Consider the following 15,439-nt stretch of genomic DNA (forward strand, 5'->3'; position numbering starts at 1 on the left):
ACCCTTATGCCGGCACGGCGACAACGTCCAGGACCCGATCGATGGCCTGATCGGCCGTAATTCCATCCGCCACCGCATCGTACGAGAGATGCAAGCGATGACGAAGCACCGCATGGGCCACGGCGCGCACGTCGTCCGGCGTGCTGAAGGCGGCGTTTTCCAACCAGGCATGCACGCGAGCGGCACGGTCCAGGGCAATGGCGCCGCGCGGGCTGGCGCCGACCTGGATCCATCGGCCCAGATCGGCGTCGTAGTCGGCAGGTCGGCGCGTGGCGTTCACCAGGTCCACCGTATAGCGGTCCACCGCCGGCGCCACCTGCACCGCTGCGGCCTCGGCGCGGCAGGCGAACAACGTCTCTTGCGAAATGCGGGCGGCGTCGGGGTGCGCGCCCGTGTCCTGAGGGGTGCCCCTCAGCATGGCCAGCATCGCCATTTCGTCTTCGGCTCCGGGATAGTCCAGCCTGATCTTCATCAGGAACCGGTCCATCTGGGCCTCAGGCAAGGGGTAGGTGCCCTCTTGCTCGATCGGATTCTGCGTGGCCAGCACCATAAATAGCGCCGGCATCTTGCGCGTGTTGCCGCCCACAGTGATCTGCCTTTCTTCCATGGCTTCCAGCAACGCCGATTGCACCTTGGCAGGCGCGCGGTTGATCTCATCAGCCAGGATGAGGTTGCCAAATAGCGGCCCGGCCTGGAATGCGATGTGGTTACGCCCTTCAGCGTCTTGCTGGAGCACGTCCGCGCCGGTGATGTCCGACGGCAGCAGATCTGGCGTGAACTGGATGCGACTCATGTCCGCCGCCAAATGCGAGGCCAGCGCTTTGACCATGCGCGTCTTGGCAAGCCCAGGCAGGCTCTCTAGCAACACATGACCGTCAGCGACCAACGCGATCAGCATTTGGCGTATGACCGCCGCCTGCCCCAAGACCTCCTGAGAAATTGCCGCTTCCAACGCCAGAATTCCATCGCGCTGCGCCATGCTTATCCCTTTCGTCATATGCAAACGGGTACAGACCGCCGGGAAGCCCGGCCAGGATTCACCGGCTGGCGACTTGCCCTGGACGGGTTTGCGCCTGTTTCCACTGGTCAGGCGTCATGACCGTGCGAAAGCCCAGGTGCGACATTCCGTTCAAGGGGTCAGTGCCCCGCCGTGCACTGGCCCGGTAGCTGATGCAATACGTATCGCTGCACAGGAAAGAGCCGCCGCGCGTGACGCGCTTCGGTGCGGACGCGGGAACATTGCCGTCATCGGGATCGAAGCTGTCTGCCGGTCCGACCGGGTCTTGCGGCGGTTGGCGGTACTGGGCCTGGATGCGGAACGCATCGGCGCGATACCAGTCGGCCGTCCATTGCCAGACGTTGCCCGCCATGTCGTAAAGGCCGTAAGCATTGGGCGGGAATGTGCCCACGGGCGTAGTCCCGACCTGGATTTTTTCGTCTTTGACCACCGGGAACGGTTGTTGCTGCTGCGTGTCCCAGATGTTCGCCATGGGCTTGCCGTTGGGACTGAGCTCGTTGCCCCAGGCATAAGTGGCTTGCTCAAAGCCGCCACGCGCGGCGAACTCCCATTCGGCTTCCGTGGGCAGCCGCTTACCCGCCCACTTTGCGTAAGCCTGCGCGTCCTCGTACGAGACCTGGACCACCGGATGGTCGTCCTTGCCTACGATGCTGCTGCCCGGCCCCTGCGGCTGGCGCCAACTTGCACCTGGCACGAAGCGCCACCAGCGGGTGTAGTCGCGCAGCGACACTTCGGATTCGGATCCCACAAAGACCATGGCGCCCGGCACCAGCAGGCTGTCATCCGGACGCGGGGTGCCCGGAGGCAACTGGACTTTCAGGTCTTCCCACTTCGGCTTTTGCTCGGCAGTCGTCACGTAGCCCGTGGCCTCGACGAAGCGGCGGAACTCCGCGTTCGTAACGTCGTGGGTATCCATCCAGAAGCCACTTACTCGAACGCTGTGCGGTGGCAATTCGTTCGGCTGCGAGAGCTTGTGGTTGTTGCCCATGAGGAATTCCGCAGGCGGAATCCAGGCCATGCCGGCCGGCCCCTGCTTGCCGTCGCCTAGCTTGGCGACCACGGCTGCCGGCTTTGGCGCAAGGCTGACACCAGCGACGTACGCGCCCAATGCACTGGCGCCAAGAAGCACGCCGGCTATCATCAATCCAACTTTCAGTTGCTGCTTCACGTGCCCCTCCGTACTGCTATGGAAACGAAACGGCGCGCCGGTACGCCGACGCTTGGGTATCACGAATTGCTTGTCACGCTGAATCGGAATGCATTCGGCGAATGCCGACGGGGACTTTCAAAAACAGTGTCTGGTTTGACCAGACAATCATTCCACACTGAAAGCGTGGCGATCCTTGCCCCTGATCCAGTTGGGTGGACGGCCAATACCGTTCCATGTCTGGCCTGTTTCGGGATGGCGGTAGCGCACCAGGTCAGAAAGATCAGGACCAAACAAATGATCAGGTTTTATTCCATATTCCTTTATCTTCTGCCGCATGTCGACAAGAATTATTTGCAGTTCCTGGCGACGCAAGCGTTCAGCCTCTGCCTCAAGCGTGCGTATCCGCGCTTTCACTTGCCGATAATTCTCCTCCACGGCCCCACCTCCCAGCAGTTCGGTGCAGGCACTCAAAATAGCGCGCAGTCATTACCGGCGATATCCAAAATGCGAAATCTTCCAAGCGTCTTTTGTTAACGTTAGCTACGAGCGCGCCTAAGCGTGTCGCGCGGTGACTCGCCAAACGCTTGACGGAAATATTGGGCGAATCGAGACATGTGGCGAAAACCCCACTTCCCGGCAATCTCTGACACGCTAAGCGCCTGCCCTTGGGTAAGCATGTCGCGCAGCGCACCATTGAGCCGTGCTGTCATGAACCACCGGCTGGGTGTCATTCCCACGCTACGCCGAAAGATCAATTCCAAGGAGCGCAGGCTATACCCACTGCGCTGGGCGATATCGGCCAATGCAACATCCGCGTCTTCGCCCGACAGCACCAGACGCTCGCAACTGGAAATCAAATGGTGATGGCGCCTTTCGACAATGGAACGTGCGGCGCCCTGCGCCGCGGTGGCGTCGCCTAACGCGTCCAGATAACCATTTAAAAGCGAGTCGTGAATCACGCAAGCCAGATCGGGGGCCAATCCTCCTGCTGGCTGCATGCGCCTGGCCATGTTCAGCGCATCATCGACCGCGCACGTCAAGGCGTGGCAGCCGCCGGGGTTCAACTGGAGCGATCTTGCCGATTGCCGCGGCAGCGTCAGCGAAAACCCTAGCCTGCGCGTTGCCGCCCTTTGCAGCAGCTCATGGGGAACAGTGAGATTCACCCAGCGTGAAGGTCCCGTGGCGTGATAGAGCAGTTCGAGACCCGCTGGGTAAATCTGTATTTCATCGGGGCCCAAGGCGGTAGTGTTGACTTTGGTCCGGTCGCCGCCCGCAACCATGAACCCAATGCAGATGCCGTCCTCGGGCATGCATCCTTGCGCAATCACGGGAAAGTCGTAACACCCGGTCTCCAGGCGCAGCTCGCCGATTATCAGCCTTTGATGATGCAGCACCGTATCCCGGGACGACAGCAGCCGGTGTTCGAACCGGCCGCCATACACCACATCAAATGCCTGAGACGGTTCTAAACCGGAATAGACCTGTCTCGTATATACCGACTGAAAGGACATGGCAAAACCCCTGCATGATTTCGCTTTTCGGATAACGGCCAGCCGAGGTTAGCACCGGGCGATAAATCGCTACAAGGTTGTATCGCTATTTCCGCCAGCGTGGCGGCATGCAAAAGGAATCGCTGCTTTCGCCGCGAGCGGGGAGCCAAGTCTGCAGGTGGGAGTATCGCCCTATTGCCGGCTCAGGCGATATACCGACGCAGGCGGCAGATTGAGCGGCACGAAACGCTCTCTGCGGGCGGACAGCCCACACGCGTCCAGCACGGTGCGGGAAATCGGGCAGCGCACGCCATAGGTGAAAAAGTGCATGGCGCCGCCTGGCCGCATGGCCTCGAACACGGCGGTCAGAAGCTGGTGATGGTGCACTCCGCTCATGTTGCGCAATGGCAGTCCGCAAATCGTCGCATCGATGCCGTCCAGCTCGGGGTGTAGGTGCCGCGACAGGTCTTGCGCCGACACCTGCAGCACGGCGGCTTCCGGGAACTGCGTGCGCAGGCTTGAGCTCATGCCCGAATCCTGCTCGACCAGGACCAGGCGCGAGGGATGCACGCCTTTGCGCAGCAGCTCGCGGGTGAACACGCCGGTGCCGCAACCCAGTTCCAGGACTTTTCCTGCCATGGGCGGCACCGCTGCGGTGATCGCCGCCGCCAGCGCCGCCCCGGAAGGCGACACGGCGCCGATGGCCGCGGGGTTGGACAACAGCGCCTTGACGAACTGCTTGCGCTCTTGCAACCAGGTCATCCGCCACTGGGACGAATGCTTGTGCCGCGCGGCGGTCTTATATGACGAAGAGGAATGCATGGGTGCCTTTGTCTCTGGTTCCAGGACCCCCATGCAGGATTGTTGCGCTGCACAGGAGCACTACAAAGACATTACCTGTCCCGGACCGCCCGCACCGGCAACTGTACGTAAGCACGTTTATCAATTGGCGGTGGGCGCGTGGTCCGGCCGCCACAGCGGGCGGCCGTTGCTGTCAGCTTGCGTTGCAAGTCGCCGTGGCGGATCAGTCGATCGCCGCGCCTGCGGTCTTCACCACCTTGCCCAGCCGCGTGTACTCTTCGGCGCCGAAGTCCGCCAGCGATTGGCGGGTCGTGGGCGACGGAACCGCGCCGCGGGACTCCAGGGCCTTGCGCACTTCAGGACGCTGCAGCGCCTGGTTCACTGCGGCGTTCAGCTTGTCCAGGACGGCAACCGGGGTGCCCTTGGGCGCGTACAGCCCATCCCAGGCGAAGAACTCGTAGCCCTTGACGCCCGCCTCGCTGATCGTGGGGATGTCCGGGTTGGAACCCACCCGTTCAGGCGTGGTCACGCCGAGCGCCCGCAGCTTGCCCGCGGCAATCTGGCCCGACACATTGGGCATCACATCAATCAGGAACGAAATGCGTCCGCCCAAGAGGTCAGTCATGGCTGCGCCGCCGCCCTTGTACGGAATGTGCATGACACGGATGCCGGCCATCTGGTTCAAGAGTTCACAGGCCAGGTGCGACGAGGTGCCGTTGCCGGCCGACCCACAGGTCAGTTCGCCAGGATGGGATTTGGCGTAGTCGAGCAGCTGCGCCAGCGTCTTGAAACGGTCGTCGGTGCCGTTGACTACCAGCGCGGCGGCGATGACGGTAAAGCGCGAGATCGGCTCGAAGTCGCTGGGCGCATAGCCGGGCGACTTGTAGAGCCAATGGTTGATGGCCTGCGTGCCGTTGGTGCCATAGGACAGCGTATAGCCGTCCGGCTTGGCCCGCGCAGCGATGGACGCGCCGATATTGCCGCCCGCGCCCGGCCGGTTTTCCACGATGATGGATTGGCCCAGTTCGCGCGACAGCGGTTCGGCCACCAGGCGGGCCAGCGTGTCGCCGCCGCCTCCTGCGGCAAAGGGCACGACCAGCGTGATGGCGTGCGCGGGCCAGTCGGCCTGCTGCGCCAGCGCGGCGCCTGCTGTCAGCGACACGCAAGCGGCAGCCGCCATGTGAATGAGAGTCTTTGAAGGGTTCACTGTTGTCTCCTGGGGGATGCGTTAACGCGCGCCCGCGGCGTTGTAGGTATGTCGGGCGCGTGGTTGGATTCGAAAATGGGTCAGGCGTCTCCTGGCGGTTGCGTTACACGAAGCGGCAGCTCACCGAGCCGAGCGGCCCGTAATCCACATGGAAGGTGTCGCCTGCCTGGGCAAAGACGGGCCGCGTGAACGATCCGCTCAGGATGATCTGGCCGGCTTCCAGCGTGACGTCATGCTCGGCCAGTTTGTTGGCCAACCACACCACTCCGTTGGCCGGATGGTTCAACACGCCCGCCGCCAATCCGGTTTCCTCGATGACCGCGTTGCGCGACATCATGGCGCCCACCCAGCGCAAGTCCATGTCGCCCACGCGCACGGGCCGGCCTCCCATCACCACACCGGCGTTCGCCGCGTTGTCGGCAATGGTGTCGAACACCTTGCGCGGCCGTTTGGTCTCGGGATCGATCTGGTGCGACCGCGCGTCGATGATCTCCAGTGCCGGAATCACGTAGCGCACGGCGTCCAGCACGTCGAACAAGGTCACGCCTGGCCCTTGCAGGCGCCGGTCCAGGATAAAGGCCAGTTCAACCTCGACGCGCGGCACGATGAAGCGGTCGCGGGGGATCTCTGCGCCGTCGGCGAACAGCATGTCGTCCAGCAACGCGCCGTAATCGGGTTCGTCGATCTGCGAGGACAGTTGCATCGCACGCGAGGTCAGCCCGATCTTATGACCGACCAGCCGGCGGCCGGCCGCGATCTTCTGCGCGACCCATTCGCGCTGGATCGCATAGGCATCGGCAATGGTGATGTCCGGATGATCCAGCGACAGCGCACGCACCTGGGTTCGCGTCTGTTCCGCTTCGTCCAGCCGGCGCGCCAGCGCCTTGATGGTGGGGGTATCCATGTTGTCTCCTTGGCTTTCTTTGCTTATCCCGCGTCGGGCGCGGGCTTTTATTTGGGTTTGGGTTCAGGCGGCAGATGGCGTCGGCTACGCTTGTCGGCCAGGCGCCAACCGGCGCCGGTGTCCACCAACGCGTCCTGGCAATCCCGGATGGCGACGAGCCTGGGCGCCCCGCCCTGCTCGTGCGGCACGCTTTCGTAAGCGGTCAGGAAATACGCGACGGTCGCGTGCGTGCCTTCCTGCGCGGTCAGGCGCAGGTTGGTGATGACGTGGCAAGTGGTGCGTTCCGGCGCTCGGGCGTTCAACGCGGCCAGGACTTCCTGCGGGCCGCACAGCCGCTTGCCCTGCCGCAGCCACACGCCGTCTTGCGCCATCAGCGCGGCTGCGTCCTCGTGGCGGCGGGTGTCCAACGCATGGAAGAAGTCCAGGACGACCGCTACGCAAGCGGCCTGGATTTGCAGGGTGTGGGTGGAATGTTCCAAAGGGGTCCTCATCCGATCTGGGCGCTGGCCAGCGGCACGTCTGGCCGCTGCAACAACGCCGGGTCCAGGACCGCGCCTTGCGCGATCCACTTGCGCAGCTGGCGGAGATCCCGCGCTGCATCTACCGCCACCGCCGCCACGAGGCGGCCGCCGGCATCCAGCGCCATCGACAGCAGCGCCCGGCCATCGGCCTGCGGCCGCAATACCTCGCAAGCCGCCAGCGCCGGGAAGCCGACGATCTGCACCATGGCGTCGTATTGCTCCGACCAGACGGCGCCGGTCGGTACATAGGGCGCCGTCTCGCCCAGCGCCGACAACGCGGCCGCCGTGCCCTGGTCTTGCGCGTTCTGCCAGGATTCCAGGCGGATCCGGCCGCCGGCCGCGGCGTGCGCGGAGACCGCCACGTCGCCCGCGGCGTAGACGTCCTCTGCCGACGTGCGGCAATATTCATCCACCAGCACGCCGCGCTCGCAGGCGATGCCCGCCTCGCGCGCCAACGCATCATTGGGCTGTAAGCCCACTCCAAGCACCACCGCGTCGGCGGCAATGCGGGTGCCGTCGGCCAGTTCGGCAACGGGTTTGCCGTCCGCCTGCGCCTGCACGACGCGCAGCCCGGCATTGAGCCGGATATCCACGCCGTGCGCAGCATGCAGCGCAGCCAAGTGGGCTGACACGCCCGGCTGCACGCTGCGGGCGCACAGCCGCGGCGCCTGTTCCAGCACCGTGACCGTGCTGCCCGTCTGCCGCGCGGTGGCCGCGACTTCCAGCCCGATCCATCCCCCGCCGACGATGACCAGGTGCTTACCCGGCCCCAGACTCGCGCGCAGGCGCAGGGCATCGTCCCGCGTACGCAGCACATGCACGCCGGCGCTGTCCACACCGGGCAGCGCCGGCACTAGCGGCTTGCCGCCCATGCAGAGGATCAGCTTGTCGTAACCCAGCGCACCGCCATCGGACGTGTCCACCTGGCGTTCCCGCAGCCGCAGGCGCGTTGCCGACACGCTGGGCTGGAATTCGATGTCCAGTTGGGCCAGCCGCTGGGCCGAGAACAGCTCCGTGCTTTCGGGCGGCGCTTGCCCGCCCAGCACGGCCTTGCTCAAGGGCGGACGTTCATAGGGCGCATGCGGCTCGTCGCCCAGCAGCACGACCCGGCCGGCGTAGCCGCGGTCGCGCAGCGTGGCGGCGGCCCAGCCGCCCGCCTGCCCCGCACCCACGATGACGATGGCGCCCGTGTTCACGCGGCCTCCGCCTTCAGGTAGATCGTGTTCGCCTCGACCCGCACCTCGTAGCGGCGCAAGTCCGTCGTGACGGGCGGGCATTGCGGCTTGCCGGTGCGGATGTCGAAGACGCCCTGATGCAGCGGGCATTCGATGGTGCCGTCTTCCACATAACCGTCCGCCAGGCTGGCGTTGCCATGCGGGCAGCGGTCCTGCGTGGCGCAGATCTCGCCCTGCAAGTCATACAGGCAGACGCCTTCTCCATCGTGCACCACGCGCAAGGTGCCGGTATCGGGCGAGATGTCGCCGACCTGGGCGACGGGTTTCCAGGTTTCCATGCTTACAGCCCCATTGCCTTGCGGTAGTAGTCGTAGAACGACCGGATCAGCACTTCGGTCACCATGTAATCGGCGGGCTCGGTATCGCGCCCGCCCATTTCGACGATGCCCCGCGCCTCGGGATACCCCGTCACGCCGATCTGCACCTGGTTCAGCATTTCGCTGTCGTCCATGGACACGAATCCGGCCGGACCCAGCAAGTTGGCGTGCTTTAAGCGCAGCCGGGTCATTTCCTCGTCGTCGTCCTCGTACCCGTAATAGGTGAACACCAGTTCGTGCTCGGTCGGGCTGCGCGGAATCACGTGGCGCGTCTTCAGGGAATTGGCCTGGATGCCAAACTGCGCGGCCGGGAACACCCAGGCGCCGCCCACGCGGCCCCGGTTGAATTCGGCGCGCGGCGTCACGGTTTCCAGGTCGAGCAGTTCCAGGTCATCGCGGAAGCGGCTCATTTCGGTCGTGGCCGCCGTCTTCTTCTTGCCTTCGTTGTGCGACACCATGACGCTGTGCGCGCCGCCGCCCGTGGGGATGCACTCCGACTTGGAGTCGGCCCGCCACAGGCCGAAGGTGATGTAGAAGGTATGCAGCAAGGTGGCGTGGTACGGGTCCTTCAGGTTTTCCAGGTACATCTTCCAATTGCTGGGGATCAACTGGCGGCTGTAGCCCAGCAGCTTGAGCGGCTTGCCCGGCAGCATGTGGTCGATCTCGGCCAGCACTTCCGGCCCGCAATAGTCCTCGAAGCTGGGCGCCTCGTCAGAGAACGTGGCCCAGATGGAGCCGCCCCGGTTCACGCTGCGCAGCTTGCGGATGCCGTTCTGCTTGGGGTCGAAGTCCTTCGGCATACCGCCTTTGCCCATGGCGCCCCGACGGAACGGCACGCCTTGCAGGTTGCCGTTCAAGTCGTAGTTCCATTGGTGGTACGGGCACGTGAAGTCCGTCACGCGGCCGGTGTTGTGCCAGCAGATCTGCGCACCGCGATGGGCGCAGCGGTTCTCCAGCACGGTCACTTCGCCGGTTTCGGTGCGGACCATGATGACCGGCCGGTTGCCGATCCAGTTGCGCTTGTAGCAACCGACCTCCGGCACTTCGCATTCCAGGCCGACGTAATTCCAGGTCTGCCCGGCAAAGAAGATGTCCATTTCCTTCTGGAAAATGGCCGGGTCCGTATAGACCCAGTTGGGGATGCGCGTGTAGCCCTCTTTGGGCCAGCGGCGCTCGATATGGATGGGAGCCTCGGCAGGCGCGTCCAGCACGGCGGAGTCGGAACAGGTCATGGCAGGTTTCCTTGCAGCGGATTCAGAGAGGCACGATCAGCGACGTGCGCACGCGGTAGTTGTCGTAGACGCAGTCGCGGCGGGTGAACGCCAGGCCGTCCGGCCCGTCGCGCAGCACGTCCAGGTACCGGCCCACCATGTTCAAGGTGGGCTCACGGTCGGACAGCGACTCCATCACCGCGAAGTTGGCCTGCGCGACGATGTGGTCGCCCTGCACTTCCATCACGCGCACGCCGCTCACGAAATGGCGCAGCGAGCGCGGCTCGAACATGGTGGTTTCGCGCAGCGCCGTGACGCGGTCGCGCAGCATGTTCTTGTTCATGCAGTAGATCAGGCCCAGCGGCAGGCCGGCGTCGTGGTTTTCACGGGACAGCACGCGGTAGTGGCAGTCTTCGGTGAAGAAGTCGGGCCACGCTTCAAGCCGGTTTTCGTCCAGGCAAAAGGCGTAGTCGTCATAGAAGTCCCGCAGGCGGGCACGCAACGACGACACGTCGGAATAGTCGGTCAAGGTCATGGAAGGATCCGGGAATCGGTTCATGGGAAGCGTCCGCTTACGAAGCCGCGGCCAACTGCGCGCGGTTACTTTCAAAGCCGCTCTGGCTGCCCAGCGCCAGGATGGGTTCCTGCATGCGCTCCTGCCAGATCAGCGACTCCATCGCGATTTGCAGGGGGTGATCCTGCACGGTCAGCGCCGACGTGGTCTCGGTGCCCGAATGGTGCGAGTGCATTGCCCAACCCGGCGCGGACAGGATCAGGTCGCCGGCCTTCCAGTCCAGGCGCGTGCCGCTGACCTTGCTGTAGCCGTTGCCGCGCAGGTAGTAGTTGATGGCAGACGAACTGTGCCGGTGCGGCACGTGGTGGTTGTCCGGCGGCGACGAGGAAATCGTTGCAAAGAAACTATGCGTGGTACCGATACGGCGTTCGGTGGCCGGGTTGTACAGCACGAAGAGCCGGCGGCCGTTGTAGCCGCGCGCCATGTCTTCGACGGTAGGCAGGTAGCGCGACACGTCCGCCCAGGGCCAGTGCAACGCCTTGGACTCCAGCACGTCGATATCGATCAGCCACTCGTAGCCCATCAGCCAGGCGCCATCAGGCGTGATCTGTTCGCGCAAAGCCAGGTCACGAGACCGCGGGCCGTCCGCGGCGCGGGCCGGCACAGGCTTCGTGTTGGCATCCGCCGGCGGGACATCGCCCTCGAATTCCTCGACGTAATGGATCTCCAGCTTTTCCAGCAGGGGCGCGTTCGAGTACGACAGCCGCACCCAGGGCGTCTTGCCCTCGTTGCGGTAGGAATGGACCTGCATCGCCGGCGTATTCCAGACGTCCCAGTGGCCGATGCGGATGTCGCGGCCCGCCACAGTGGCCACGCCCTCGCCGCTGATACAGATCTCCAGCATGTTGGAGTTCTTGCGCAGATTGAACGTGCGTTCGCCGGGGTTCACCACGTTGATGGTCACGTCCGTGCCGGGGGCCAGACCGAGGCCGGGCGCGGTCGCCTCGGGATGCACGATCAGCGAGGCGCGGCGGCCGTTGTCCGGCCGGGGCGCATCGATCAGCCGGGCGATTTCCAGATCGATGTCCTCTTTCGGGATCACGATCGACGGCCATTTGTTCTGCTCGCGAGGGCTGGCCCCGCTGACGTCGACGAACATGCTTGTCTCCTGTTGCGCCGGCGCTGCGGCCGGCGGTCTCGTTGATTGGATTCGGTTCAGGGCTGCGCAAGCAGCAGGTTTTCCCGGGTTTGGGCAGGCAACGCCACGCCCAGGCCGTGGTCGCGGGCGTGCTCGTACACCACGCGCGCCATCGCCAGGTCGGACAGGCCCATGCCCATGCCCTTGAAGATCGTCAGGCGCGCGCCCTCCGGCCGCGCCTGCCCTGAGGCAAGCAGGTCGCTCAGTACCGATACGCCTTGCCACGGCGTCCCGTCTGCGCCGTAGCGTTCGCGCAGTTCGCGCGAGCCCCGGCGGGCGTTTTCCAGGTCGTCCACCACCACTTGGTCCGCGCGGTCGAACACATCCTGGGCAAATTCCGCCTTGGCCGGCAGGATCGCCCCCACCGCATTCAAGTGCCGGCAGTCGGCCAGCATGGCGGCGTCCACAAAGGGTTCGACGGCGCGCGTGATCAAGGTGACGATCTGGGCGCCGGCCAGCGCGTGTTCCAGGCTGGCCGATTCCTCGACGTCGAACGCGTACTTGCCCGCCACGCTGGCCACAAAGGCGCGGCGCTTCTCGGGCGTGGGGCTATAGACCTGCACGCGCCGCAGCTTGCGCACCGCAGCCAGCGCCGCCAGTTGCGTAACGGCCTGCGGGCCGGTGCCGATCAGCGCGGCCTGGGTCGCGTCTTCCGGCGCCAGCGCCCGGGTGGCGACACCGCTGATCGCCGCCGTGCGCAGCATGCCCAGCGCCCGCGCTTCGATAATGGCGCGCAGAAAACCGGTGCCCGCATCGAACAGGCTGAACAACGACCCGCCGCCCGCCTTGGTGTGGACCCAGGTCTTGAAACCCGCATATCCGCCCCCGTCGGTCTGCACCGATCCCAATGCATGCATTGAGCTGCCGTCGCCCCAGGTGGCCAGCGCCTTGGGCAAATTGCGCGCTTGGTCCTTGCCTTGCGCGACCAGCATGGCGTGCAGCGCATCAATGGCCCGGTGGATGTCCAGCACCGAGACCACGTCCCGCTCCGTCAGATACCGCAGCGCATCAGTCATGCGCGTCTCCTTGTTCCGGGGCGGGTTCGTCCGCCACCGTGTTGACCAGGGTCCCGATGCCGGGTATCTCCACTTCCAGCGTGTCGCCCACAGCCAGAAAGCGCGGCGGCTTGCGGCTGGACCCCACGCCTTCAGGCGTCCCGGTAGCGATGACGTCGCCCGGCGACAGCGGCGTAAAGGCGCTGATGTAGGCAATCAGTTCGGGAATCGGAAAGATCAGGTCGGACACGTCGCCCTGTTGCATGACCGTGCCGTTCAGGCGGGTAATGACTTGCAGGCGCGCCGGGTCGCCGACCTCGTCCGCGGTAACCAGCCACGGCCCGATCGCCCCGCTGCGCTCGAAGTTCTTGCCCGGCGTGACCTGGGCGTTGTGCTTCTGAAAATCGCGCACCGAGTTCTCGGCCATGCAGGTGTAGCCCGCCACATGCGACAGGGCGTCGCGAGCGGCGATGTGGCGCCCTGCCCGGCCGATGACGACCGCCAGTTCACCCTCGTAGTCGAACTTGTCGGAAAGGCGGGGCTTCCACACCGGCGCTTCGTGCCCAACGAAGCTGTCTGCGAACCGGGCGAACATCGATGGATGGGCGGGCAGTTCGCGGCCGGCTTCGGCCACATGACGGCCGTAGTTCAGGCCGACACACAGGATCTTGCGCGGCGCGGGCACCGGCGGCAGCAGCCGCAGCCCGGCCAAGGTCCTACAGGGCATGCCGACCGCCTGCGCCGCCTGGGCGATCTGTTCCGCGCCCGCCTCAAGCGCAGCGGTCACGTCGGGCCAGACCTGCGTCAGGACCACGACGTCGGCGCCGCGCACCACGCCCCAGGCGTTGCGGCCTGCTTGATCGAAGCTGACAAGCTTCATGTTGTCTCCTGTGCCTGCGGCGCTTTCGCATGCATTGATGGATTTCTTTGCATGCAATCGTGAGCTAATACCCACTTCGACCGCTGTTTTTCTGGATTATTGCATGCAATTTTGATGAATCGCAAGATGCGGATCGATTTTTTTATGGCCTATTGCATGCAATTTTGTAGGTACACTGGAGGCCCTAACCGCCCCTTATTCCGCCGACGCTTCGCTATGGCCGCTCAGATCGACAAAGTTATTTCCGAACTCCGGGACATGGTGCTTTCCGGCGCCCTGCAGCCGGGCGAACGGATCGTGGAGTTGCAGTTCTCTGCCCGCCTGGGCGTCTCGCGCACGCCGTTGCGCATCGCCTTGACCGAGCTTGAGAAGGAAGGCCTGCTGGAGCGCTTGCCGTCCCGGGGCTTCCGGGTGCGCTCATTCACCGTCGATGAGATCGGCGACGCCGTGGACGTGCGCGGGGTGCTCGAGGGCATGGCCGCGCGCCTGTTGGCCGAGCGCGGCGCCTCGAAGGAAGTGCTGGAGCAACTGTCGCAAGCGGTCGAGGAAGGCCGCAACCTGCTGGCGCCCGCCCGCCGCGACCCGAACACGACGGTGGATGCCCGGGCCTGGGGCCAGATCAACCGCCGTTTCCACGAGATCCTGTGCGAAGCCGCCGGCAATCGCGCCCTGTTGTCGGCGCTGGAGCACAACAACAAGACGCCGCTGGCCGGCCCGGCCGCGCTGACGCTGCCGTCCACCCCGTCCTTGTTGGAAACGCCCTTTGTCCTGCGAGCGCAGGCAGACCACGAAGATCTGCTGCGCGCCATCACCCGGCGCGAAGCCGTGCGGGCTGAGAACCTGATGCGGGAACACGCCTACCGCAGCCGCGAAAACAAGCGTGTTCTACTGGACTCGTTGCGGGGCGCGTTGTCGGCCCAACCGCTATTGGCCGATCACAGCGCGTAGTCCCCCCGACCTGCCCGGCGAAGAGGCAATCAGTTCAGCGAAATCCCCGATTTGGCGATGACGCCATGCCAGACGTCGATCTCGTTTTTCAGCCAGGCCTGGAACGCCGGCCCTTCGACTGGCTGCGCCGGCATTTCGACGAACTGCTGCGCCATGACTTCCTTGAATTTGGGGCTGGCCAGCACCGCTTGCAGGGTATGTTGAAGCTTGCCGACGATGTCGGGCGACACCCCCGCGGCCGTATACAGGCCGAACAGCGCTGAGGCGTCTATCCCTTCGTAGCCGAACTCCGAGATGCTTGGAACGTCCGGGAAGGCGCTTGAGCGATGAGACGACAAGGTCGCCAGCGCGCGCAGCGTGCCTGCACGGTATTGCGCGACCATGGGCTGCGGTGCATCGAATTGCACCGAAAACACGCCCCCCAACATGTCGTTGAGTGCCTGCGCAGAGCCCTTGTAGCCCACATGGGTCATTGACGTGCCGGTACGCTCCTGGAACAGCAGGCTGGCCAAATGCGCCACGGTGCCCGGCCCGGAAGAACCGTAGTTGATCGTGCCGGGCGTCTCCTTCGCCAGCCGCACCAGGTCGGGCAGCGTCGCAGCCGGGTAGTCGTTGCGCACCCAGACGAATACCGGCGTCGTGCCGATCAGCGCAATCGGCGTAAAGTCCTTCAAGGGGTCGAACGACAGCTTCTTGTACAAGCTGGGATTGGTGACGACCGTCGCCGTGCCCAGCAAAATGGTGTAGCCATCGGCGGGCGCGCGCGCCATCGCCTCATAGCCGATGTTGCTTCCCCCACCAGCCCGGTTTTCGACAATGACGGATTGGCCCAGACGCGCGCTCAGTTCCATTGCCAGAGAACGCGCCAGCACGTCAGTGGGCCCGCCGGCGGCGAACGGTACGATCATCTTGACCGGTCGGACGGGCCATGCGTCGGCCGCCTGAACGGCCTGAAACGCCTGCATGGACAAGGCGGACAACAATCCGACGAATACGTTGCGTAGTCCCTTCATGACCTTGGTCTCCTCATATGCTGTTCACGTGCATAGC

The 15,439-nt window shown here is 64.7% G+C and carries 17 protein-coding genes; 1 reads left to right on the top strand and 16 read right to left on the bottom strand.

Annotated elements, in window-relative coordinates:
* Positions 1–4: 4 nt before the first annotated feature.
* The 15 genes from AC3WMU_RS06530 to AC3WMU_RS06600 form a co-directional block, all read right to left on the bottom strand.
* Entirely contained in the window at positions 5–979 is a 975-nt protein-coding gene (locus tag AC3WMU_RS06530) for an AAA family ATPase (protein WP_006225810.1), read from the bottom strand.
* Positions 980–1,037: 58 nt separating this feature from the next.
* Positions 1,038–2,186: a formylglycine-generating enzyme family protein gene (locus AC3WMU_RS06535; RefSeq protein WP_424625621.1), complete on the bottom strand. Its 1,149-nt coding sequence runs from the start codon at positions 2,184–2,186 to the stop codon at positions 1,038–1,040.
* 147 nt (positions 2,187–2,333) lie between these two features.
* Positions 2,334–2,603: an H-NS histone family protein gene (locus tag AC3WMU_RS06540; protein ID WP_006225812.1), complete on the bottom strand. Its 270-nt coding sequence runs from the start codon at positions 2,601–2,603 to the stop codon at positions 2,334–2,336.
* A 101-nt stretch (positions 2,604–2,704) separates the two neighbouring features.
* The gene (locus AC3WMU_RS06545; protein WP_424625620.1) at positions 2,705–3,679 is read right to left on the bottom strand and encodes an AraC family transcriptional regulator; all 975 of its coding nucleotides are present in this window, start codon (positions 3,677–3,679) and stop codon (positions 2,705–2,707) included.
* 171 nt (positions 3,680–3,850) lie between these two features.
* On the bottom strand, positions 3,851–4,420 hold the full coding sequence (locus tag AC3WMU_RS06550; RefSeq protein ID WP_035213608.1) for a class I SAM-dependent methyltransferase: 570 nt from the start codon (positions 4,418–4,420) through the stop codon (positions 3,851–3,853).
* Between the two features lie 262 nt (positions 4,421–4,682).
* Positions 4,683–5,666 (bottom strand): Bug family tripartite tricarboxylate transporter substrate binding protein, encoded by a 984-nt coding sequence (locus tag AC3WMU_RS06555; protein ID WP_100220424.1) that lies wholly within the window; start codon positions 5,664–5,666, stop codon positions 4,683–4,685.
* A 103-nt stretch (positions 5,667–5,769) separates the two neighbouring features.
* Entirely contained in the window at positions 5,770–6,570 is an 801-nt protein-coding gene (hpaH, locus tag AC3WMU_RS06560) for a 2-oxo-hept-4-ene-1,7-dioate hydratase (protein WP_006225816.1), read from the bottom strand.
* Positions 6,571–6,617: 47 nt separating this feature from the next.
* Positions 6,618–7,049, bottom strand: coding sequence for a nuclear transport factor 2 family protein (locus tag AC3WMU_RS06565; RefSeq protein WP_492282019.1), 432 nt, complete (start codon positions 7,047–7,049; stop codon positions 6,618–6,620).
* Positions 7,050–7,057: 8 nt separating this feature from the next.
* Positions 7,058–8,287: an NAD(P)/FAD-dependent oxidoreductase gene (locus tag AC3WMU_RS06570; RefSeq protein WP_424625618.1), complete on the bottom strand. Its 1,230-nt coding sequence runs from the start codon at positions 8,285–8,287 to the stop codon at positions 7,058–7,060.
* Complete coding sequence (locus AC3WMU_RS06575) at positions 8,284–8,604, bottom strand: non-heme iron oxygenase ferredoxin subunit (RefSeq protein WP_006225819.1); 321 nt, start codon at positions 8,602–8,604, stop codon at positions 8,284–8,286. Before AC3WMU_RS06575 ends, AC3WMU_RS06570 begins: the two co-directional genes overlap by 4 nt.
* Before the next feature lie 2 nt (positions 8,605–8,606).
* The gene (locus AC3WMU_RS06580; protein WP_006225820.1) at positions 8,607–9,875 is read right to left on the bottom strand and encodes an aromatic ring-hydroxylating dioxygenase subunit alpha; all 1,269 of its coding nucleotides are present in this window, start codon (positions 9,873–9,875) and stop codon (positions 8,607–8,609) included.
* A 22-nt stretch (positions 9,876–9,897) separates the two neighbouring features.
* Positions 9,898–10,389 carry an aromatic-ring-hydroxylating dioxygenase subunit beta gene (locus AC3WMU_RS06585; protein ID WP_006225821.1) on the bottom strand — a complete coding sequence of 164 codons (492 nt, stop codon included), beginning with the start codon at positions 10,387–10,389 and terminating at the stop codon, positions 9,898–9,900.
* 37 nt (positions 10,390–10,426) lie between these two features.
* Positions 10,427–11,527 carry a cupin domain-containing protein gene (locus AC3WMU_RS06590; protein ID WP_006225822.1) on the bottom strand — a complete coding sequence of 367 codons (1,101 nt, stop codon included), beginning with the start codon at positions 11,525–11,527 and terminating at the stop codon, positions 10,427–10,429.
* A 56-nt stretch (positions 11,528–11,583) separates the two neighbouring features.
* Positions 11,584–12,582: an ornithine cyclodeaminase family protein gene (locus AC3WMU_RS06595; RefSeq protein ID WP_492282020.1), complete on the bottom strand. Its 999-nt coding sequence runs from the start codon at positions 12,580–12,582 to the stop codon at positions 11,584–11,586.
* The gene (locus AC3WMU_RS06600) at positions 12,575–13,441 is read right to left on the bottom strand and encodes a fumarylacetoacetate hydrolase family protein (protein WP_280026266.1); all 867 of its coding nucleotides are present in this window, start codon (positions 13,439–13,441) and stop codon (positions 12,575–12,577) included. The genes AC3WMU_RS06595 and AC3WMU_RS06600 overlap by 8 nt, the downstream gene beginning before the upstream one ends.
* 216 nt (positions 13,442–13,657) lie before the next feature.
* Here AC3WMU_RS06600 and AC3WMU_RS06605 point away from each other — a divergent pair, with 216 nt between their 5' ends.
* The gene (locus tag AC3WMU_RS06605) at positions 13,658–14,389 is read left to right on the top strand and encodes a GntR family transcriptional regulator (protein ID WP_006225825.1); all 732 of its coding nucleotides are present in this window, start codon (positions 13,658–13,660) and stop codon (positions 14,387–14,389) included.
* Between the two features lie 29 nt (positions 14,390–14,418).
* Here the strand turns inward: AC3WMU_RS06605 and AC3WMU_RS06610 are convergent, their stop codons facing one another.
* A complete protein-coding gene (locus tag AC3WMU_RS06610) occupies positions 14,419–15,402 on the bottom strand; it encodes a Bug family tripartite tricarboxylate transporter substrate binding protein (RefSeq protein ID WP_492282021.1) in 984 nt (327 codons plus the stop codon).
* Between the last annotated feature and the right edge of the window lie 37 nt (positions 15,403–15,439).

Source organism: Achromobacter sp. FW305-C-13, assembly GCF_058783475.1.